16 protein-coding genes and 2 tRNA genes are annotated in these 21,219 nt (G+C 73.5%); 6 read left to right on the forward strand and 12 right to left on the reverse strand.

All coding sequences use genetic code 11. The annotated features are described in order from the left end of the window. Positions 1 to 16: 16 nt before the first annotated feature. On the reverse strand, positions 17 to 721 hold the full coding sequence (locus AMK11_RS11400) for an ANTAR domain-containing protein (protein WP_073725915.1): 705 nt from the start codon (positions 719 to 721) through the stop codon (positions 17 to 19). Positions 722 to 981: 260 nt separating this feature from the next. Between AMK11_RS11400 and AMK11_RS11405 the strand changes: the two genes are divergently transcribed. Next, a complete protein-coding gene (locus tag AMK11_RS11405) occupies positions 982 to 1,377 on the forward strand; it encodes an STAS domain-containing protein (protein WP_073725917.1) in 396 nt (131 codons plus the stop codon). A gap of 35 nt (positions 1,378 to 1,412) precedes the next feature. Continuing rightward, a complete protein-coding gene (locus tag AMK11_RS11410) occupies positions 1,413 to 1,883 on the forward strand; it encodes a PPOX class F420-dependent oxidoreductase (RefSeq protein ID WP_073725919.1) in 471 nt (156 codons plus the stop codon). A gap of 38 nt (positions 1,884 to 1,921) precedes the next feature. Here AMK11_RS11410 and AMK11_RS11415 read toward each other — a convergent pair whose 3' ends face one another. The 8 genes from AMK11_RS11415 to AMK11_RS11450 all read right to left on the reverse strand — a co-directional run bounded on the left by AMK11_RS11415 (position 1,922) and on the right by AMK11_RS11450 (position 11,935). Beyond that, entirely contained in the window at positions 1,922 to 2,680 is a 759-nt protein-coding gene (locus AMK11_RS11415; RefSeq protein WP_073725921.1) for a TetR/AcrR family transcriptional regulator, read from the reverse strand. Positions 2,681 to 2,799: 119 nt separating this feature from the next. Continuing rightward, entirely contained in the window at positions 2,800 to 4,311 is a 1,512-nt protein-coding gene (locus AMK11_RS11420; protein ID WP_073725923.1) for an MFS transporter, read from the reverse strand. A gap of 65 nt (positions 4,312 to 4,376) precedes the next feature. Further along, positions 4,377 to 6,404, reverse strand: coding sequence for an ArnT family glycosyltransferase (locus tag AMK11_RS11425; RefSeq protein ID WP_073725925.1), 2,028 nt, complete (start codon positions 6,402 to 6,404; stop codon positions 4,377 to 4,379). Beyond that, positions 6,401 to 7,672, reverse strand: a complete 1,272-nt coding sequence (locus tag AMK11_RS11430; protein WP_073725927.1) for a bifunctional glycosyltransferase family 2/GtrA family protein — start codon at positions 7,670 to 7,672, stop codon at positions 6,401 to 6,403. The genes AMK11_RS11425 and AMK11_RS11430 overlap by 4 nt, the downstream gene beginning before the upstream one ends. 14 nt (positions 7,673 to 7,686) lie before the next feature. Beyond that, a complete protein-coding gene (locus AMK11_RS11435) occupies positions 7,687 to 9,240 on the reverse strand; it encodes a HAMP domain-containing sensor histidine kinase (RefSeq protein ID WP_073725929.1) in 1,554 nt (517 codons plus the stop codon). Then, on the reverse strand, positions 9,237 to 9,977 hold the full coding sequence (locus AMK11_RS11440; RefSeq protein WP_198941340.1) for a response regulator transcription factor: 741 nt from the start codon (positions 9,975 to 9,977) through the stop codon (positions 9,237 to 9,239). The genes AMK11_RS11435 and AMK11_RS11440 overlap by 4 nt, the downstream gene beginning before the upstream one ends. Before the next feature lie 112 nt (positions 9,978 to 10,089). Beyond that, positions 10,090 to 10,980, reverse strand: a complete 891-nt coding sequence (locus AMK11_RS11445) for an amidohydrolase family protein (RefSeq protein WP_073725933.1) — start codon at positions 10,978 to 10,980, stop codon at positions 10,090 to 10,092. Positions 10,981 to 11,047: 67 nt separating this feature from the next. After that, entirely contained in the window at positions 11,048 to 11,935 is an 888-nt protein-coding gene (locus tag AMK11_RS11450) for a DUF2797 domain-containing protein (RefSeq protein ID WP_073725935.1), read from the reverse strand. Between the two features lie 98 nt (positions 11,936 to 12,033). Here AMK11_RS11450 and AMK11_RS11455 point away from each other — a divergent pair, with 98 nt between their 5' ends. After that, the gene (locus AMK11_RS11455) at positions 12,034 to 12,393 is read left to right on the forward strand and encodes a winged helix-turn-helix transcriptional regulator (RefSeq protein ID WP_073725937.1); all 360 of its coding nucleotides are present in this window, start codon (positions 12,034 to 12,036) and stop codon (positions 12,391 to 12,393) included. A gap of 19 nt (positions 12,394 to 12,412) precedes the next feature. Here AMK11_RS11455 and AMK11_RS11460 read toward each other — a convergent pair whose 3' ends face one another. Next, positions 12,413 to 13,897 (reverse strand): peptidoglycan D,D-transpeptidase FtsI family protein, encoded by a 1,485-nt coding sequence (locus AMK11_RS11460; RefSeq protein WP_073725939.1) that lies wholly within the window; start codon positions 13,895 to 13,897, stop codon positions 12,413 to 12,415. Positions 13,898 to 14,163: 266 nt separating this feature from the next. On the opposite strand from AMK11_RS11460, the gene AMK11_RS11465 reads away from it, so the two are divergent. Then, on the forward strand, positions 14,164 to 15,477 hold the full coding sequence (locus tag AMK11_RS11465; protein ID WP_073725941.1) for a hypothetical protein: 1,314 nt from the start codon (positions 14,164 to 14,166) through the stop codon (positions 15,475 to 15,477). A gap of 107 nt (positions 15,478 to 15,584) precedes the next feature. Here the strand turns inward: AMK11_RS11465 and AMK11_RS11470 are convergent. Together AMK11_RS11470 and AMK11_RS11475 are read right to left on the reverse strand one after the other, a co-directional pair. Beyond that, positions 15,585 to 15,657 (reverse strand) — tRNA-Arg (locus AMK11_RS11470). A 167-nt stretch (positions 15,658 to 15,824) separates the two neighbouring features. Continuing rightward, positions 15,825 to 15,915: transfer RNA gene (locus tag AMK11_RS11475), tRNA-Ser, on the reverse strand. Between the two features lie 179 nt (positions 15,916 to 16,094). On the opposite strand from AMK11_RS11475, the gene AMK11_RS11480 reads away from it, so the two are divergent. Together AMK11_RS11480 and AMK11_RS11485 are read left to right on the forward strand one after the other, a co-directional pair. Next, entirely contained in the window at positions 16,095 to 16,586 is a 492-nt protein-coding gene (locus AMK11_RS11480) for an SSI family serine proteinase inhibitor (RefSeq protein ID WP_073725943.1), read from the forward strand. A 201-nt stretch (positions 16,587 to 16,787) separates the two neighbouring features. Next, the gene (locus AMK11_RS11485; protein WP_073725945.1) at positions 16,788 to 21,206 is read left to right on the forward strand and encodes a hybrid sensor histidine kinase/response regulator; all 4,419 of its coding nucleotides are present in this window, start codon (positions 16,788 to 16,790) and stop codon (positions 21,204 to 21,206) included. Positions 21,207 to 21,219: the final 13 nt, after the last annotated feature.

The following is a 21,219-nucleotide window of genomic DNA, read 5'->3' on the forward strand; positions in this document are numbered from 1 at the left end:
ACGTACGGATATCCCGTCATCGTTCCGCCACGCCTCGGCCGCCCGCACCGCTGTTCGCGTCGACGATGCGGCGGGCGAGGTCGCGCAGTTTCACGTTCTCCCGCTGGGAGGCTTTCACCAGGGAGTCGAAGGCGCCGGCCGCGTCGATGTCCATGCGCTCCATGAGGATGCCGGTGGCCTGGCCGATCAGGTCCCGGGTGCGCATGGCTTCGGTGAGCTGTTCCCGCACGGTCGCCGAGTCCAGGGCGAGGGAGACGTGCGCGGTGAACAGGCGGCCGATGCGGGCGGCGTCCTCGTCGAAGGCCTGCGGTTTGCGGGCGTAGGCCGTCAGCACGGTCAGGCGGCGCCGGTCGGCGCGCAGCCGCAGCGACAGGGCGGAACGCAGGCCGAGGGCGCAGAGGGCGTTCCCGCCGCCGTCGGCCTCGCTGTCGTCCGTCCGGACCACGGGGGTGGTCCACAGGCGGTCCCAGTCCGGGTGCGGCTCGCGGCCCCCGTGCCGGGAGTCGGCGTCGAAGCGTACGGCCTCGTCGGTCCAGGCGAGGGTGCGCAGCCGGCCGCGCTGGATCTCCGAGATGCCCGCGTGCTCGGCGCCGGGCAGCAGGCTCACGGCCAGTTGGACCGCGGTGCTCAGGGTGTCGTCCGGGGAGCCCGTCCCATGCAGCTGCCGAGCCGCCGACGTCAGGGCCTCGGCCAGCTCGAAGCCCACCGGAAAACGCGGCAAATCAGTAAATTCGGACGCAGCCACCACGAACCTCTTCGGCGTGCACGACCCGGTGGCCGTGCGCAGGAGAGCTCCGCAGCACATTCCTGACTGCGAGCACAGGACGTACAGCACTCTAGCTGCTCGGTTGCGGTCCGGTGACGCGCGGTCGACGGACCGATCAGGCACCTTCCCCATCGACTCGGCGGCGTGATGGAATGGGACACGGGTCAGGAAGCGGCCTTGCCGGAAGCCGGACGTACGTCTGCAAGGTGAGTGCCGTGCCCTTACGCCCCCGCCCCTGCGACCCGTGTGATCCTCCCGGCTGCGCCGTACTCTCGCTGCCCCCGGACATCGACTTCTGCAACGCCGCGGGGCTGCTCCCCCTGATCATGACCGCCGTGGAACACCACTCGGCCGGCCTGCGCGTCCTCGTCCTGGACCTGACGGCGACCCGCTTCATGGACTCCCAGGGCGTCCGCCTCCTCGACGAGGTGCGCCGCCGCCTGCCCGGCCGCGCCCGGCTGCGGGTGGTGGCTGCCCCGAAGGGCGTGCCCAGCCGGGTCCTGGAGCTGTCCGGGCTGCGCCGGGACGTGCCGGTGTACGACAACCTCGCGGAGGCGCTGCGCCAGGAGAGCGGTGCGGCGAGCGGGCCCGGAAGCGGGAGCGCGGCCTAGAGGTGACAGCCTGTGACAGCCTCTAGGGTGACCGCATGGCACCGAACATCGCGACGAACACCCGCGTCTCCCTGGACGAGTTGCTGGACTTCGTACGCCCCCGGCACCGGGCGATCCTGCTGACCCGCCGGGCCGACGGCAGCCCGCAGGGGTCGCCGCTGACCTGCGGGGTCGACGACTCGGGCCGGATCGTGGTCTCCACGTACCCCGAACGGGCCAAGACCCGCAACGCGCACCGCGATCCGCGGGTCAGCGTCATCGTGCTCAGCGACGAGTGGAACGGCCCCTGGGTCCAGGTCGACGGCACGGCGGAGGTCGTCGACAGCCCCGACTCGGTGGAGCCGCTCGTGGAGTACTACCGGAACATCGCCGGCGAGCACCCCGACTGGGACGAGTACCGGCGGGCCATGGTGGCGCAGGGCAAGTCGATCATCCGGGTGACGCCGGAGAAGTGGGGGCCGGTGGCCACGGGGGGCTTCCCGGCGCGGCTGACGTCGGACGGCTGACGTCCGGGGCGGGTCGGCCCCGTCCCGCCGGGGGCGGGTCAGCCCCGTTCGACCATCGCCTCGATGCCCGCGACCAGCAGGTCCAGCGCGAACTCGAAGTCCCGGTCCAGCATCTCGTCGACCGTCTCACCGCCGCGGGCCGACATGATGGCCCGGGACTCCGCGACGACGTCCGGGGCGGTGTCCGACGACTCGGCCACCGCGTTCATGGAGTCCTGGAAGTACTCGTCCGGGCTCATCCCGGTGTCGGCCGCCCGGGCGAAGAGGTGACCCTCGATGGTTCCGTAGCCGTACACGAACTGGAAGACGGCCGAGATCCCCCCGGTCAGCCGGTGGGCGGGCAGTCCGCTGCGCCGCATCACGCCCTGCACCGCGCGGGAGAACTCCATCGAGTGCGGCCCGATGTTGAGGTAGGTACCGGTCAGCTGGGACATCCACGGGTGACGCACCAGCAGGGACCGGTTCTCCCGGGCCAGTGCGCGCAACTGCTCGCGCCAGTCCCCCTCGGCCTCCGGGTCGGGGTGGCGCAGCTCGCCGTAGGCCGCGTCCACGGCAAGTTCGAGCAGCTCGTCCTTGGTGTCGACGTACCAGTAGACGGACATGGCGGTGACGTTCAGCTCGGCGGCCAGGCGGCGCATGGAGAACTTGGCCAGCCCCTCGGCGTCCAGCAGCCGCACCGTGACCTCGGTGATCCGCTCCCGGTCCAGCCCCGACGGCTGACCGCCACGCCGCCCCCCACGCCGCCCTTCGTCCACCAGCCACACACTGGCCCGCGCCCCCCGGCCCGCCTTCGCCATACGCACCTACCTCGCTCACCGATGCCGGTCATGCTAGGCGCCCCTCCAGGGGCGCGGGGAACGGCGCGACCAGCCACAACGAAGCCCGCAGCCGCGCGGAGACCCCACCACCCGAGCTCTCAGGCGCCCGCCCGTTCCGCCCTCCGCAACAACACCGACGCCACCGCCCCACCGACCAGCACGGCCACCGCCCCCACCAACTGACTGCTCTCCAGTCCGGAGGAGAACGCGTCGACGACCCGCTCCCGCTCCGCCTCCCCCTCCGCCGAGGCCAGCGCCGCGGGCAACGACGCCGCCGCGACCGGTACCAGCGCCGCGAACCGCGAGTTCAGCACCGCGCCCAGCACGGCCACGCCCAGCCCGTTGCCGAACTCCGCGAGCGTCCCGTTGATGCCCGCGCCGACGCCCGCCTTGGCCGGCGGTATCGAACTCATGATGGCGTGCGCCATGGCTGGGTTGCCGAGCGCGCACCCCACGCCGATCAGCAGCAGCCCCAGCAGCGTGCCCGGATAGCCCACGCCGGTCAGCGTGGCGATGGCCACCAGGCCCGCCGACATCAGCACCATGCTCAGCATGACCGCCACCGGCGTACCGAGCTTGACCAGCCACTTGGCCGCGATGCCGGAGAAGTTCAGGACCACCACCGTCGCCGCCAGCGGCGCCGTCGCCAGCCCCGCCTCCAGCGGGTCGTACCCGAGCACGAACTGCAGGTGCTGGGTGAGCAGGAACAGCGCGCCGCCCATGCCGAAGGTGATCAGCATCAGCCCGGCGACCGCGCCCGTGAACCGCTGATTGCGGAAGAAGGCCAGGTCGAGCATGGGGTACGGGATGCGGCTCTCCCAGTACGCGAAGAGCGCGAGCACACCGACCGCGACGGCCGCCGTGGCCAGTACCCGGCCGGAGGTCCAGCCGTGCTCGGGGCCGGAGATGATCGCGTAGACCAGCGCGGCCATGCCGATCGTGGAGAGCAGGGCGCCCAGCAGGTCGGGGCGGTCGCCCTGCCGGTTCTTCGACTCCGGGACCAGGGTCACGACCGCGACCAGGCCCAGTGCCACGACCGGCAGGTTGATCAGGAAGATCGCGCCCCACCAGAAGTGGTCCAGCATGAAGCCGCCGATCAGCGGCCCGCAGGCGAAGCCCAGCGCGCTCACCGCGCTCCAGATGCCGATCGCCTTGGGGTGCTCCTCGGGCGCGAAGATCTGCATGACCACGGCCAGGGTGGTGGTCAGCAGCAGCGCGCCGCCGACGCCCATCCCGGCGCGGGCCGCGATCAGCTGGCCGGTGCTCTCCGCGAGGCCCGCCGCCAGTGAGCCCAGACCGAACAGTGCCAGGCCCGCGGTCAGCATCTTCTTGCGGCCGTAGCGGTCGGCGGCGCTGCCCGCGGTGAGCAGCAGGCCGGACTGCACCAGTGAGTAGGCGTTGATCATCCACTGGATGTCGGAGGTGGCCGCGCCCAGCTCGTCGGTGAGGGAGGGGATGGCCACGTTCAGCACGGTGTTGTCCAGCACGACCGTCAGCTGGGCGAGGCTGATGACACCGAGGATCAGCCAGCGCTGCGGGTGACCCTGGACGGCGGGCACGGTCGGCGCCCGGCCGGGTTCCTGTTCCTGCTCGGGGGAGGACGTCGTCATGCTGTACAGCGTATAGGGCTTCCTATACGCTGTACAGCTGGCTGATTCAGTGATTCCGCGCCTGGTCAGGCGGTCGGTCGGGTCAGGTCGTAGAAGGTGGCCGATCCGACCGTGACCTCCTCGAAGTTGGCCTCGACCCATGAGGTGATCTGCGACGAGGTGCCGGAGTCGCCGCCCATGCCGCCTCCCGTTCCGCCGGCGATGAAGTAGTGGATCCTGCCGTCCGCGACGTACTCCTTGAACCGGTCGAGGGTCGGAGACGGGTCCGTGCCGTTGAAGCCGCCGATCGCCATCACGGGCTCGCCGGTGGCGAGCTGGTAGCTCGCGGCGTTCTGGGAGCCGATCGCGGCGGCCGCCCAGGTGTAGTCGTCGGCGTCGGTCTCCAGCAGCTTCTTCGCCTCGGTGCCGACCTGGGCGCCGTTGAGCAGGCCGCCCATGCCCATGCCGCCGCCTCCACCCGCGCCGGGGCGGGCGGCCTCGCCGGTCCGGCCGTTCTGGCCCGGTGCGCCTCCGGGAAAGCCACCGCCCCCGGGGAAGCCCCCGCCACCGGGACCGCCGCCCCGGCCCCCGCCATCCCCACCGCCCGGACCCGCACCGCCCGGAGGGCCCCCGCCGCCCATCACGCTCGCGCCGGACGGACCCGCCGTGACGATGGAGCCGCTGTGCCCCTCCCGCACGGTGCTCAGCGTGTACGCCGTCGGCGCGGCCAGCGACGTCACGATCCCCAGCCCCGCCGCCGCGAGCGCCGCCCGCCGTCCCAGCCGCCCGGCGAAGACCAGCCCGAGCGCGGCGACCAGACCTCCGACGAGGACCAGCCACTTCAGCCAGGGCAGGTAGTCGGGCGTGCGGTCGAGGAGCACATACCCCCAGGCCGCGGTCACCGTGGCCGCGGCGGCCAGCGCGAGGGACGCCCAGGCCCGCTCCCGCCGCTCCCACAGCGTGGCCGCGCCGATGCCGACCACCGCGGCGAGGTACGGCGCGAGGGCGACCGTGTAGTACTGGTGGAAGATGCCCGCCATGTAGCTGAAGACGGCCGTGGTCGTCAGCAGCGAGCCGCCCCAGACCAGGAGGGACGCGCGGGCGGCGTCGGTACGGCCGCCGCGGCGCAGCGCGACCAGCCCCGCGGCCAGCAGGATCAGGGCCGCCGGGAGCAGCCAGGAGATCTGGCCGCCGATCTCGGCGTTGAACATCCGGTCCCAGCCGGTCTCGCCCCACTGTCCGCCGCCGCCACCGGGGCCACCGCCGCCGCCGACGCTGCCGGTCTCCTCGCCGTTGAGCCGGCCCAGGCCGTTGTAGCCGAAGGTCAGCTCCAGGAAACTGTTGTTCTGCGAGCCGCCGACGTACGGGCGGGACGACGCGGGCCACAGCTCCACGACCGCCACCCACCAGCCGCCGGAGACGACGATGGCGAGGGTGGCGAGCGCGAGCTGCCCGAGCCGCTTGCCCGGCCGCACCGGCGCGCAGACGCCGTAGACGAAGGCGAGGGCGGGCAGGATCAGGAACGCCTGGAGGGTCTTCGTCAGGAAGGCGAGGCCGATCGCGACACCGGCCCACACCAGCCACCTGGTCCGGCCGTCCTCCAGCGCGCGGACGACGAGGTAACAGGCCACGGACATCAGCAGCGCGAGCAGCGCGTCCGGGTTGTTGAAGCGGAACATCAGCGCGGCGACGGGCGTCAGGGCCAGCACCGCACCGGCGATCAGTCCGGCCGCGGGGCCGAACCGGCGGCGCACGGCCGCGTACACGACGGCGACCGTCGCGACGCCCATCAGCACCTCGGGGACGAGGATCGACCAGGAGCTCAGCCCGAAGATCCGGACCGCCAGCGCCATCGGCCACAGCGCGGCCGGCGGCTTGTCGACGGTGATGGCGTTGGCCGCGTCGAGCGAGCCGAAGAAGAACGCCTTCCAGGACCGGCTGCCCGCCTGCGCGGCCGCCGAGTAGAAGGAGTTGGCGTAGCCGGAGGCGCTCAGGTCGTACAGGTACAGCACCGCGGTGGCGAGCAGCAGGCCGAGGAAGACCGGGCGCACCCATCGCGGGTCCTCGGGACGGCCCCGCCACAAGCGGCGCCACAGATCGTGGTGGGTCGTCATCGTCCGTCCCCCGGCTCCGTCACCGACCGTGCCGGGTCCGCGAACACCCAGGCGCGGAAGAGCAGGAAGCGCAGCACGGTGGCCGCGAGGTTGGCGGCGATCAGCACCGCCAGTTCCGTGGAGTGGCCGGGGTCCGCGGTCGCCGAGTTCAGGGCGGCGAGCGAACCGCTGGTCAGCACGAGACCGATGCCGAACACCACCAGTCCCTGCGCCTGGTGGCGTACCGCACCGCCCCGCCCGCGCACACCGAAGGTCAGCCGCCGGTTGGCGGCGGTGTTGGCGACCGCCGAGACCAGCAGGGCGAGCGCGTTGGCGAGCTGCGAACCGGCGAAGAGGCGGAAGCCGCTGTAGAGCAGCAGGTAGACGAGGGTGGACAGGGCGCCGACGACGCAGAAGCCGACGAGCTGCCGGGCCAGGCCCTGCGGTACGCCGGTCAGCTCCCGGTCGCGCGGGTCGTCGCCGAACGGCCGCGCCAGCCGGTCCAGCGGCAGCGAACCGGTGGCCAGCGCCTTGCCGACCCGCCAGACGCCCTTGAGGTCGTCGGTCGCCGTCTTCACGATGTGCACGGTCGAGTCGGGGTCGTCGACCCAGTCGACCGGCACCTCGTGGATGCGGCACCCGGCGCGCTCGGCGAGCACCAGCATCTCGGTGTCGAAGAACCAGCCGGTGTCCTCCACCAGCGGCAGCAGCACCTGGGCGACGTCCCGGCGGATCGCCTTGAACCCGCACTGGGCGTCGGAGAAGCGGGCCTGGAGGGAGCCGCGCAGGATGAGGTTGTAGGAGCGGGAGATGAACTCCCGTTTGGCGCCGCGCACCACGCGTGAGCTGCGAGCGAGGCGGGAGCCGATGGCCAGGTCCGAGTGGCCGGAGATCAGGGGCGCCACCAGCGGCAGCAGGGCGTTCAGGTCGGTGGACAGGTCGACGTCCATGTAGGCGAGGACGGGGGCGTCCGAGGCCGACCAGACGGTCCGCAGGGCCCGGCCCCGCCCCTTCCGCTCCAGGCGGCGGGAGGTGACCTCGGGCAGCTCCGCCGCGAGCCGGGCGGCCACGCGCGCGGTGGCGTCGGTGGAGGCGTTGTCCGCGACCGTGATGCGGAAGCCGTACGGGAAGGTCCGCGTGAGGTGGTCGTGCAGCCTCAGGACGCACGGCCGGAGATCCTTCTCCTCGTTGTAGACGGGGACCACTACGTCCAGGACAGGCGTACCGGCTCCTGCGGCCGGGAGATGCTCCCGCGCCGGCAGGGAGCCGGGAGAAGAGTCGGTTCGCATGGGACCGACACTTCTCAACTCCCCTGTCGCACCCGTGTGGTGACGCTGTGCTGTGCCTGTGAGTGCGCCGGCGAGCTCGCCGGGGCCGGCAGGTGCAGGGTGAAGACGGTGCGTCCGGGCACGCTGTCGACGGTCACGGCGCCGCCGTGCGCGGCCGCCACGGCCTGCACGATGGCGAGCCCGAGGCCCGTCGAGCCGGTGGCGCGGGAGCGGGCCGAGTCGCCGCGCGCGAACCTCTCGAAGACGTGCGGCAGCAACCCGGCGGGTATCCCCGGCCCGTTGTCCTCCACGTCCGCGCACAGCCACGCCCCGTCGCACCGCACGCGCGCGGTGACGGTGGTGCCGGGCGGGGTGTGGGTGCGTGCGTTGGCCAGCAGGTTGACCAGCACCTGCTGGAGCCGGGCGGCGTCCGCCGAGACGATCGCCGGTTCGTCGGGCAGGTCGAGGCGCCAGGTGTGGTCCAGCCCGGCCGCGCGGGCGTCGCTGACGGTGTCCACGACGAGCGGTACGAGGTCGGTCCGCCCGAACTCCAGCGGCCGTCCGGCGTCCAGGCGGGCGAGCAGGAGCAGGTCCTCGACCAGCCCGGTCATCCGCCCGGCCTCGGACTCGATGCGGCCCAGCGCGTGCCGGGTGTCGGGGCCGACCTGTTCCCCTCCCCGGCGGGTCAGTTCGGCGTACCCGCGGATCGAGGCGAGCGGCGTGCGCAGCTCGTGGCTGGCGTCGGCGACGAACTGCCGTACCCGCGTCTCGCTGGCCTGGCGGGCGTGCAGGGCCCCGTGCACGTGGTTGAGCATCCGGTTGAGCGCGGCGCCGACCCGGCCGACCTCGGTGTGCGGGTCGCACTCGGACTCCGGGACGCGTTCGTCGAGGCTCACCTCGCCCGCGTGCAGGGGGAGTTCGGAGACGCGGGTGGCGGTGGCGGCGACCCTGCGCAGGGGGCGGGTGGCGACACCGACGATGACGGTGCCGGCGAGACAGGCGGCGACGAGGCCGGCGGCGGTGACGCTGGCCTCGACGATGATCAGGGTGTTGACGGTGCCGGTGACCTCGGAGGTGGGGACGGCGGCGTAGTACCCGTCCCGGTACTCCACGCGGTAGTCGCCGAGGTCGCCGATCTCGACGGTGTGCTGGTCCCCGTCGCGGGGTGCGGAGGCCAGCGCGGCGCGTTCCGCCTCGGTGAGGGCGACCGGGCTGGTACCGCTGAAGTCGGTGCTGTCGTCGTCCTTCTCGCCGTACTTGGCGTCGACGACGGCACCGTCCTGGACCTCGGCGACGATCGTGCCGAGCGGCTGCGGGCCGCGGGTGACGAACTCGTCCAGGTCCATCCGCCGCGGGCCGTCGGCGCCGGGCTGGAGGTCGCCGGGGCCGGTGCCGACGGGCGGCCCGAAGCCGGAGACCCGCATGGCGACCTCGTGCAGCTGCTTGTCCAGCTGGTCGTACAGGTGCGACCGCAGGGCCACCGTCGTCACCGTGCCGATCACCGCGCACACCACCGCGATCAACGCCACGGACACGACGACGAGCCGCGTCCGCAGGGTCCGCGGACGCGGTCGCCGCCGTCCGCTCACGACACCGCGGGCTTGATCAGATAGCCGGCGCCGCGCCGCGTGTGGATCATCGGCTCGCGTCCGGCGTCGATCTTCCGGCGCAGGTAGGAGATGTACAGCTCGACGACGTTGGCCTGCCCGCCGAAGTCGTACGACCACACGCGGTCCAGGATCTGCGCCTTGCTCAGCACGCGCCGCGGGTTGCGCATCAGGAACCGCAGCAGTTCGAACTCGGTAGCGGTGAGGTGGATGCCGTCACCGCCCCGCGTCACCTCGTGGCTGTCCTCGTCGAGGGTGAGGTCGCCGACGACCAGGACGGACTCGGAGCGCCGGTCGGCGGCACCGGTGCGCCGGATCAGTCCGCGCAGCCGGGCGACGACCTCCTCCAGGCTGAACGGCTTGGTGACGTAGTCGTCCCCGCCCGCGGTCAGCCCGGCGATGCGGTCCTCGACCGCGTCCTTGGCGGTCAGGAACAGCACCGGCACGTCCGGCACGTCGCGGCGCAGCCGCCCCAGCACGCTCAGCCCGTCCATGTCGGGCAGCATCATGTCCAGCACCACCGCGTCGGGCCGGAACTCGCGCGCGGCCTGGACGGCGCCGTGGCCGTCGCCCGCGCTGCGGATCTGCCAGCCCTCGTAGCGCAGGGCCATGGAGAGCAGTTCGGTGATGGACAGCTCGTCGTCCACTACAAGCACCCGGACGGGGCTCCCGTCCGGCCTCAGCAGTTCGGTGCGCCCCTGGGGCGAGGTCGTGGTCATACCGGACACCCTGGCGGTGCGCTCTGAGAGCACTCTTTCGCCAAGCTGTGATTTTCCTGAGAAACCCACAGGGGCCTCCCAGGCACCGCCCGGCCGCAGCGGCCGGTCGCCGTCAGTGCCCGGGCAGCCCGAACAGCCGGGCCCCGTTGTCGTGGCACACGCCCCGCAGCCACGCGTCGCCGAGCTCCAGCCGCTCCAGCGCGCGCAGCTGGTGCAGGTAGGGGTAGGGGATGTTGGGGAAGTCCGTGCCCAGCAGGACGCGGTCGCCGAGGCCGGCCAGCCGGGGCAGCGCCCGCCGGGGGAAGGGGGCGAGCCGCTCGCTGAAGTCGGTGAACGCCATGGTCGTGTCCAGCCGCACCTCGCCGTACCGCTCGGCCAGGTCCAGGAAGCCCTCGTACTCGGGCATCCCCATGTGCGCGACGATCAGCCGCAGCCGGGGGTGGCGGGCGAGCACGCGGGCGATCGGCTCGGGCCCGGTGTGCTTGCCGGGCGCCGGCCCGGACCCGCAGTGGATCACGACGGGCACCCCCGCCTCGGCGAGCAGCCCCCACGCACCGTCGAGCAGCTCGTCGGCCGGGTCGTAGGCACCGACCTGGACGTGCGCCTTGAAGACCCGCGCCCCCGCCTCGACCGCCTCGCGGACGTACGCCTCGACGCCGGGCTCCGGGAAGAGGGTGGAGGTGTGCAGACAGTCGGGGGTCCGGCGGGCGAAGTCCACCGCCCAGCCGTTCAGCCACCGGGCCATGCCCGCCTTGTGCGGGTACAGCATGGCGGTGAAGGACCGCACGCCGAACTCCCGCAGCAGTGCCGTCCGTTCGTCCTCCTCCCTCCGGTAGGTGATCGGCCACTCGACGCCGCCGGTCAGCGGCCCGAGGGAGTCGAAGTAGCCCCACACCTTGCGCAGGACGCGCTCGGGCATGAAGTGCGTGTGCACGTCGACCAGCCCGGGCAGCCCGAGCCCCTCCCAGAACCGGCGGACCTGTCCGGCCTCGTGATCACTCATGCAGCCACGATCGCGCCCGGCCCGCCCCCGGAACAAGGGGCCGGATCGGGACTGTCCGGGGGCGAGGTCAGAACAGCCCGTCCTGCACCCCGGCCGCCACGCCCCTGAACCCCCGCACGGGCACGGCGCACGGTTCGCCCCCGGCCGCCACCAGCTCCCACCCGGTCATCAGCCGTGAGTCGAGCACGATCACCCCCCGCTCCGTCGCCAGATGCAGATCGGGTCCCGCGACGGCCATCAGCCCGCCCCCGATCGCGCCGCCGGCCACCAGTTCGGTCACCTCCCCCACGGCGCCCGGACCGTCGGCCCCTGCCTCCGCGACACCGAAGGCGGCGGCATGGTCCACGCCCCGGAACGGCGCCGGCGTCAGCGACTCCGGCCAGCCGCCCAGCGCCACCGCCCGCGCGTGCAGCTCCGCGATCTCGGCCGTCCGCTCCCCCTCCGACCCCGGCAGCCCGGACCGGACCGCACGCTTCTGGGCGTAGGGGATGCGGTCGGGCACCCCCAGCGCGGCCCGCAGCAGCTCCTCCGTCCGCCGCGCGGCCATCAGCGGGCCGTGGCCCAGCCAGCTGAAGCAGACGGCGCCCTGCTCCAGCAGCCGGGCGGACCCCCGCTCGTACGCGGTGATCCCGACCTTGACGAGGCCCGGCCCGAACCACGCCAGGTAGACGCGGTACGGCCGCGGATCGTCCGCGACGGTGTCGGCGGCCACGGAGTGCGCCCGGTCCAGCCGCGCGCACTCCTCGCACCGCGCCCCCGTGCTCCGCCCCGGCACGCCGGCCCGCACCGGGCATGCGTGCCCCCGTGCCCCCACGCAGGTCCGCTCACCCCCCTCGGCGACCCCGAAGGCCACCCTTCTGCCCCGGACCAGCGCACTGCGCCGTCCCCCGACCCACGTCAGCACGGGACCGTCCGCCGCCCACCGCAGCCCCGAGCACTTCCACGTCTGTGCCATCCCCGCCGAGCGTAGAGGCCACCACTGACAACGCCCCCGACAGCAACAGCGACGAGGCGGGCACTGCCCAGAAGACAGTGCCCGCCTCGACGTACGGTATGAGCATGATGGGAAGCGACGCGACGTGTCCGGAACGCCTGGTCATGGAGCACGTCACCAGCCGCTGGGGCACCCTGGCCCTGATCGCCCTGCTGGACCGCCCCTACCGCTTCAGCGAACTGCGCCGGGAGATCGGCCAGGTCAGCGAGAAGATGCTGGCGCAGACCCTGCGGACCCTGGAGCGCGACGGCCTGGTCCACCGGGACGCCAAACCGGTGATCCCGCCCCGCGTGGACTACTCCCTCACGGACCTCGGCCGGGAGGCCGCCGAACAGGTCCGGGGCCTGGCCCGCTGGACGGAGCGGCGGATGACGGCGGTGGAGCAGGCCCGCGAGGCGTACGACGCCGGCCGGGCCTGACCCGCCACCGCGCTCCGCGTCACTGCTGCAGGACCGCCTTCATGACGTCCCGGGCGATGGGTGCGCCGAGGCGTCCACCGGAGATGTCCGCGCGGGAGATGTCCATGTCGGTCGGGTCGATGAAGACGGCGACGGCGACGGAGGACCCGTCGTCCTTCTTGCCGTAGGAGACGAACCAGCCGTAGGGCACCTCGTCGTCCACGTCGACACCGCGCTGCGCGGTACCCGTCTTGCCGCCGACCGTGATGCCGTCGATCAGGGCGCGCTTGGCGCTGCCCTCCTTGGCGGTGAACTCCATCATCTGCTGGACCTTCTGCGCGGTCTCGGCGGAGACCGCCTCGCTCATCACCGCGGGTTCGGTCTTCTCCAGCGTGTCGAGGTCCGGGCCCTTGACCTCGTCGACGATGTAGGGCTGCATCAGCTTGCCGTCGTTGGCCAGCGCGGCGGTGACCATGGCCATCTGCATCGGCGTGCTGGTGAGGCTGCCCTGTCCCATGCCGGTGAGCGCGGTGCCCGGCAGGTCGAGGTCCTTGGGGTAGAGGCTCTTGGTGGCGAGCAGGTCGCCGAAGTCGTCGGAGTAGACGTCCTCGTTGAAGCCGAACTTCTCGGCCGTCTCCCGCATCTTCTCCGGCCCCAGCTCGGCGGCGGCGTCGAGGAAGACGTTGTTGCACGACCACTGCATCGCGACCTTCATCGAGGCCTTGTTGCAGACGCCGTCGCCGGCCTCACTGCCGATCTTGGTGCTGGACTGCGGCAGCTGGTACGGCGACTCGGCGTCCGTGCGCGCATTGATGTCGCTGACCGCTCCGTGCTCCAGCGCGGCGGCCGCGGTGAGGATCTTGAAGGTGGAGCCCGGCGGGTAGGTCTCGCGCAGCGCGCGGTTGGCGAGCGGCTTGCGCTTCTCCTTGGTGAGCGCGACGAAGCGGTCCGACTCGTTGAAGGTGCCGCCCGAGAACGTCGACGGGTCGTAGGAGGGCGCCGACACCAGCGCCAGCACCTTGCCCGTGCTCGGGTCGAGTGCGACCACGGCTCCCCGGGCGCCCTCCAGCTTGGTCAGCCCGTCCCAGGCGGCCTTCTGCGCCTTCGGGTCGATGGTGGTGACCACCGAGCCGGCCCGGCGGCCCTCCCCGCTGACGACGTCGGCGAACCGCTGGAACGCCAGCCGGTCGTCCTTGCCGGTCAGGATGCCGTCGTAGGTCTTCTCCAGCAGCGTCATGCCCTGGGCCTGCGACGCGTACCCGGTCACCGGCGCGTACATCGGCCCGTTGACGTAGGTGCGCTTGTACTTGAGGTCGCCCTCGGTCTCGGTGGAGCCCGTGATGGCCCGCCCGCCGACGATGATGTCACCGCGCGGGGTGGAGAACTGCTCGATCTGCACCCGCCGGTTCTTGGTGTCGGAGGCGAGCTCCGGGGCCCGGACGTACTGCAGCCAGTTCGCACGGATCAGCAGGCCGAGCACCAGCAGCCCGCAGAAGATCGCCACGGCCCTCAGCGGCTTGTTCACCGGATGCCTCCGTCGAGGCTCGGCCGGGTGGCGGTCGGCCTGTCGGATATGGAGACGCGTCGTCGCAACATGGGCACACCCTAGACACAGTCACGGGCCTTCTTCACCGGGCGGTGCGACCTTGCGACGCGTCTGCGACAGACCTGTGCCGCGGTATTGCCCGGCACGGAAGACCCTGTTGATCATAAACTCATCACACTTTCAGGCCGACCCCCACACTCGCGGCGGCCGGCCCCCACCGTCTCTCCCCCATGAAGGGCCCATTTGTGAGACTCCGTCGTTCCCTGTCCGTGGCCGCCGCGGTCGCGGTCGCCACTCCCGTCGTACTGCTCACCGCCGCCCCGGCGTTCGCCGCCGGGACGCCCGCGGCACAGACGCAGCACCAGCCCACGTACGCGGAGTTGCAGAAGGCCGCCGCGGACGCGGCCAAGGAGTACGAGGACGCCCTCGCCGCCGAGAAGGAGGGGCGGAAGACGGTCGACGCCACCCTGGCGGCGCTGGACTCCGACACCCACCCGCTCAAGGCGGCCACGATCACCGCCGACAAGGCGGCCAAGGACGCGGCCGACGCCGAGGCGGCCGCCGGGAAGGCCGTTGCGGACGCGCGGGCCTCGGTCGAGGCGGCCGTGACCGACGCCGAGAAGGCCGAGGCGCAGCAGGCTCTGGAGGCCGCCGAGAGCGACCTGGCGGAGGCCGCCGAGGCCAGGCAGAAGGCCGACGCCACCGCCGAGGCGGCCCAGACCGCGCTGGGCGACGCCCGGGTGGCGGCGGTGCGCGAGTACGGGAAGCTCCAGACGGCCCTGGAGAAGGCGCTCGAGGCCAAGGAGGCCGCCGAGGAAGCGCTCGGCACCGCGAAGGAGTGCGTCCGCGAGAACGGACTGACCGCTCGCGCGGTGGGGTTGCCGTCCAAGGTCGTCGCCGGCACCACCGTGGACTTCACCCTGCGCGTGACCAACGGGTCCGAGCGCACGCTGGACGTGGACCCCCTGGCCTTCGTGCGCGTGGCAGGCGAGGGCAGCGGTGCGAAGAGCGCGCTGAAGGTCAAGTGGTCCGACGGCTCCGGCTGGAAGGCCCTGGACGGCAACCGGCCCGAGCACATCGCCCCCGTCGACACCATGAAGCCCGGCGAGCACAGCGACGTGAAGCTGCGGATGAAGGTCGCCTCCGGCGCCGGGGCCGCCGACGCCTTCGCCCTGTTCGCCGCCGACGCCTCCAGCGCGTACAAGCCCTGCGTCCTGGGCCCGATGAAGCGCTACGACTTCGAACTCCTGCCCGCGGACAGCGACCCCGGCACGGTGGACGAGGCCGACCCGGGCGCGCCCGGCAAGGACGACGACAAGCGGCCGGGCACGACGGGCACGGGCACCTCCCCCCAGGGCGGCACCCCGAAGCAGACGACGCAGACGACACCGACGACACAGACGGTGCGCACGTCGGCCGCCGGCACCGGCGGCACCCTCGCCCAGACCGGCACGTCCCCCGCACTGGCGCCGCTCGGCATCGCGAGCGCCGTCGCCGTGGCACTCGGCGCCGGCACGATCGTCGCCGCACGCCGCCGCAGGGGTGCGGACAACACCTGACGCGGCACTCGGTGGATGCCCGCCCGGACCGGGCGGGCCTCTACCGGGGGATGCAATGGAACAACAACGACAGAGGCCCCGGATTTCTCCGTGGCCTCTGTCACATGTGCACTCGGCAGGATTCGAACCTGCAACCTTCTGATCCGTAGTCAGATGCTCTATCCGTTAAGCTACGAGTGCTTGTCTTTTCAGTTCTACCGTCGCTCCCGGTCCTTTCGGCCCGCTCGCGGCGACAGGAAGAACATTACATGACTGCCGCCGTCATGTGAAATCCATTGACCGCACCCCTTGTGACCTGCGAAAACACCGAAGCCCCGGCCAAGTGGCCGGGGCTTCGGTGATCGGTGCGGAGGCGGAGGGATTTGAACCCTCGATGGGGGGTAAGCCCCAAACCGCATTAGCAGTGCGGCGCCATAGACCGGACTAGGCGACGCCTCCAGACAACATCACCGACTCGCGTGCGAGCGCGAGCGGTGCGTGCCGATGATGACACAGTTGAGCGCGCTGTCACCAATCGACCCCTACGGTACTAGGCGGGCGGGCCGCAGGGCAAAGCCTTACGACGTGGTCGCCCGCCGGTCGCGCAACGTCCGGCGGGCCGACGCGTTAGTCAGGTCATGTCGCAGGTCACCCGAGTCCCCGCCGCCCGCCTCCTCGGCGCCGCCGCCCTGTCCGTCGCGAGCCTCGCCGCCCTGGCCGCGCACCCGGCCGCGGCCGCCGGGCCGTACGCCCCCGCCCCCGCCCCCGCCGCCGGCCCGGACGACCGGGCCACGGACCACCTGACCGTCACCGTCCGGGACACCGGTCCGGACGCCGACGGCACGTACGAGCTGTCCTGCGGCCCCGCCGGCGGCACCCACCCCGACCCGGCCGGCGCCTGCGCCGTCGTCGAGCGCGACACGCGCTGGGGGCAGGACGCCTTCGCGCCGGTCCCCGAGGGCAGCGTCTGCACCATGCAGTACGGCGGCCCGGCCACCGCACACGTCACGGGCACCTGGGCCGGGCGCCCGGTCGACGTCACGTACGACCGCCGCGACGGCTGCGAGATCTCCCGCTGGGACCGCATGGTGCCGCTGCTGCCCGAGGTGGGGGCGCCGGGACGGTCGTAGGCGCCCCCCGGCGAGTGCCGGAAGGGCGGCGCCCGGGGGCATCGGTCACACGTTCTGCGTCATTCCCGCGTGCGACCTCCGTCCCGTCCCGCACCGCCCGCCGGGCCCCAACCCTTAGACTCCCTCGCGTGACACGCTGCGGGCCGATTGGCAAGATGGCCCGAGCGGTCGGCAAGTGCGGTAACAGGAGGGAAGCGTCTCGTGAGCAGCAGGCCATCCCGAGGCGCTGCTCGCCTCGCAGCCATACTGGACGCGCTGCCGGACGCGTTGGTCCTGGTCAACGCCAACGGCACCGTCGTCAACGCCAACACCATCGCGCTGGAGGCCTTCGAGACGCCGGGCACGGCGCTGGTCGGGCGCGGCCTGCTGGATCTGCTGCCGGAGTTCGACTCGCGGCTCATCCCCGGGTCGATGCGGCGCCCCGACCACATCGACCCCCGGACACGCACCAAGCCGACCCGCATGGTCGCCCGGCGCACCGACGGCAGTGAGTTCCCCGTCGAGGTCACCAGCGCCAACCTGGAGACCGGCCAGCAGGCCTACGACAACTACGGCTACACCGGCGACGAACTGCTGATGCTCGTCGTCCGCGACCTCTCCGGCACCATCGACACCGAGGCCGAACTGGCCCGTTCGCAGCGGCAGACCGAGATGATCCTGCGGGCCGCCGCCGAGGGCGTCGTCGGCACCGACACCGACGGGCGGATCGTCCTCGTCAACCCGGCCGCCGCCCAGATACTGGGTTACCGCGCCAGCGACCTCGGCGGCCGCGAGCTGCACACCCTCGTCCTGCACTCGCGGGCCGACGGCTCCCCCTTCCCGTACGACGAGTCCCCGCTCGCCGACACCCTGCGCTCCGGACGCAAGCACCGGGTGCGCGGGCAGGTGCTGTTCTCCAAGAGCGGCGACCAGGTGCCGGTCGACCTGACGACCGCCCCCGTGCGCGACGGCGACCAGCTCGTCGGCGCCGTGATGACCTTCACCGACCGGCGCCCCCACGACGCCCTGGTCAAGGAGCACGAGGACGCGGAACGGCGGCACGCCGAGGAACTGGAGCGGCTCGCCGAGGAGCACGCCGCCGAGCTGACCGCCCTGCGCCAGGAACACGTGAGTGAGCTGGAGGAGCTGCGGGAGAAGCACGCGGAGGAGGTCGCCGCGGACGCGGACCGCTACGCCGCCCTCGGCGAACGGGAGAAGGACCGCTACGAGGCGCTCGCCGCCCGGCACGAGCAGCTCCTCACCCTCCTCGGCGGCTCCCTGCGCGGCCCCCTGGACGAGCTGCGCCAGGAGCTGGCCGCGCTGGCCTCGGACGACGCCGGGCAGCTGTGGCCCGAGGCCAACCAGGTGCTGCACCACCTGTCGGCCGGTTACTCGCGCATCACCACGCTCATCGACAACGTCCTCGGCTACCAGCGCCTCGACGTCGGCAACGAGGGCGTCGCCCGTACGAAGGTGATGCTCGACGCGGTCGTCGCCTCCGGTGTCGACGGTGCCGTCGAGCTGATCGGGCCGGGGCGCGTGCAGTTCGCGGTGCACGCGCCGCCCATCGAGGCCGAGGTCGACCACCGGCTGCTCGCGATCGCCCTCGCGCACCTCGTCGCGGACGTGGCGGGCGTCGACGCCACCGGCAACTCGCCCGTGTCGGCGACCGGCGGCTACCTGGACAACACCGTCGTGGTCGCGGCGGCGCAGCGCGGCGAGGTCGTACGCATCGAGGTGCGCGGGCCGTACTCCGGGGGCGACCCGGTGCACGAGCCGATCGTGCGCGGGATCGTGCGGGCGCACGGTGGCGTGCTCCAGACGCACGAGGTACCGGGGATGAGCGGCAGCGCGTTCGTGCTGGAGGTGCCGATCGGGGGCGGGGCGGGAGCGGTCGCGGACCGGGCTCCGGCACTGGTCTCGGAGCCGGGCGCCGCCGAGGACGCGGGTGCCGCGGGTGCCGCGGGCACGGTCGGTGGTCCGGCCGGTGCCGAACCGGCCGGTTCCGGTGGCGGGCGGCGGCGTGCCCGGCGGGCCTCCGTCGACGCGTTCCTGGAGAGCGAGGTCGCGGGTGCGGCGGGCGAGGATGCCGACGGGTCCGGTGCCGCCGAGGCCGGTCCCGAGGGCGCGGGTGCCGCGCCGACGGGACGGCGCAGGCGACGCGCGGCCCAGGCCCAGCCCTCAGCTGAAGACCAGGTGGCGCAGGCGTCCGCGCCGCTGCCGGTCCCCGCGCAGGCCGCCCCCGGCGAGGGGTCCGGCGGTACCGGGCGCCGGCGCGGTCGCCCGGCGGAGGACGCGGGTGCCGCCGTCGAGGCCGCGCACCCGATGGCGCTTCCCGCCGGCGTGTCCGAGGGCGCCGTCGTCATGGCCGGGGAACACGGTGGAGGGGCCGCGGCCTCCAACACCGGTCTGGGCGGGACCGTACCGCCGCAGGGCGTTCCCGCGCCGACCGGCCGGCGTGCCCGGCGGGACGGTGCCGCGCAGCAGGCGCTGCCGCCGGCGCTCCCCGCCCAGGCCGGTGAGTCGGACCCGGCCGACGCGGACCGGCCCACCGGGCGCAGGCGTCGTGCCCTGGCCTCCGCGAACGAGCGCGCCGCCGCACAGGAAGCCGCGCCCCGTCAGGTGTTCGCCCTGCCGCCCGCCGACGCGGACCGTCCGTCCGACGCCGTGGCGGAGCCCGGAGGGGCGGAAGGGCAGGGAGCGGCCGCGGCGGCCCCGGCGCCCGGTGCGCACGGCCAGGAGCACGAGCAGGGACAGGAGCACGGACGGGGCCACGGACCGCTGCCCGGACCGGCCGTCCCCGGTGCCGCCCTCGTCGACGACGGGCGGCACGACGCCGTACCGCACGACCAGGCCGACGACCACACCCCGCCGCAGCCGCACCCGGCCGAGGCGCCCACCGGACGGCGGCGCCGGGCCGCGGCCGCCCAGCAGGCGGAGGCAGCCCCGTCCGGCCCGGCGCAGGGTGGTCCGGCCCCCTCGGCACCCGTGCACGGAGCGCCCGTTCCGCCGCAGAGCACCGCCGGTCAGCAGGCCCCCGCACCGGCCGCGGCCGACCCCGGGGAGCCCCGCCCCGCCGACGCGACGGCGGGCGCCCAGCCCGCCACCGCCCGGCCCACCGCCGGTCAGCCCGCGCCGCAGCCCTGGCCGGCAGCCGCCACGGACGTGCCCGGCGCCGGTACGCACGCGACCGCACCGCACGCCACCGCTCCGGACGCGGCCACTCCCGAAGTGCCGGGCGCCGCACCGGGCACGGAGGCCCCCGCAGCACCCGACGGCACCACCGGCCCCGCGTCGGCACCCGCCCCGGGGACCCCCGCCGCGCCCGTGGCCCCGGCGCCCCCGCGGGCCGTTCCCGCGACCACGCCGAGCCAGGGCACGCCGCTGCCGCCCGAGAACGCTCCCGCCCCGCGCGCGGCGCAGCCGCTGCCCGCCGAGACGTCCGCGCCCGTCGACCCGAACTCGACCCAGGGCCGGGCTATCAGCGTGCGGACGCTGGGCCAGGGCGTGCCGTTCAACCGGCAGGCGGTCCAGGTGCAGCAGCCGACGGCCACCCCCGTCCCGCAGCAGCCGGGCGGTTCGGGCCGGCGTCGCAAGCTGGGCACGCCGCCCGACCCGGCCGCCACCACTCAGCCCCAGGGCCAGACCCAGGGCGCGGGCCGGCCCCAGCCGCAGCCTCAACCCCACCCTCAGTCCCAGCCCCAGCCCCAGCCCCAGCCCCAGTCCCAGGAGCAGCCGTCCCTGACCGGTGGTCAGCCGCGGCGCATGCCGGGTACGGAGGGCGTCGGACGGTCGTACGCCATAGGCGCGCCGGACCGCAACGCCGCCGAGGGTCCCGAGCCGCTGGACGGGCCCGGCGGGGCCGTGGAGGTCGCCGACCCGCCGCGTCCGCAGCCGATGGACGACGAGTTGCCGCCGGAGCCGCTGGACAACCCGCGGCGGCTGCTCGTGTGGCCCGCTCCGGACGTGTCCACGCAGCAGGCGCTCAGCGACCGCGGTTACCGGCCGGTGATCGTGAACTCGCGCGAGGAGGTCGACGCACAGATCGCGGCGTTCCCCGCCGCGCTGTTCGTGGACCCGCTGACCGGCCCGATCACCCGTACCGCGCTCCAGTCCCTGCGCCAGGCGGCGGTGGCGGCCGAGGTGCCGGTGCTGGTCACGGCCGGACTCGGACAGGCCTCGCGGGACGCCGCCTACGGCGCCGATCCCGCCGTACTGCTGAAGGCGCTCGCGCCGCGCGACAGCGAGCAGCATCCGCCGCGCGTCCTGCTGATCGAGGAGCACGCGGAGATCGCGCTGGCGCTGACCTCGACGCTGGAGCGGCGCGGGATGCAGGTGGCGCGGGCGGCGAGCGACGCCGACGCGGTGACGCTGGCCGGGCAGTTCCGGCCCAACCTGGTCGTGATGGACCTGATGCAGATCGAGGGGCGCCAGGAGGGGCACGCCGGGATCATCGACTGGCTGCGGGCGAACGGGCAGCTCAACCGCACCCCGCTCGTCGTCTACACCGCCGCCGTCGACCAGGCCGACCTGCCGCGGCTGGCCTCGGGCGAGACGGTGCTGTTCCTGGCGGAGCGTTCCACCAGCGGCGAGGTGCAGTCCCGGATCGTCGAGCTGCTCTCCCGGATCGGCACCAACTGACGCGTGTACGCCG

The organism is Streptomyces sp. CB02414 (genome assembly GCF_001905385.1).
Lineage (GTDB): Bacteria > Actinomycetota > Actinomycetes > Streptomycetales > Streptomycetaceae > Streptomyces.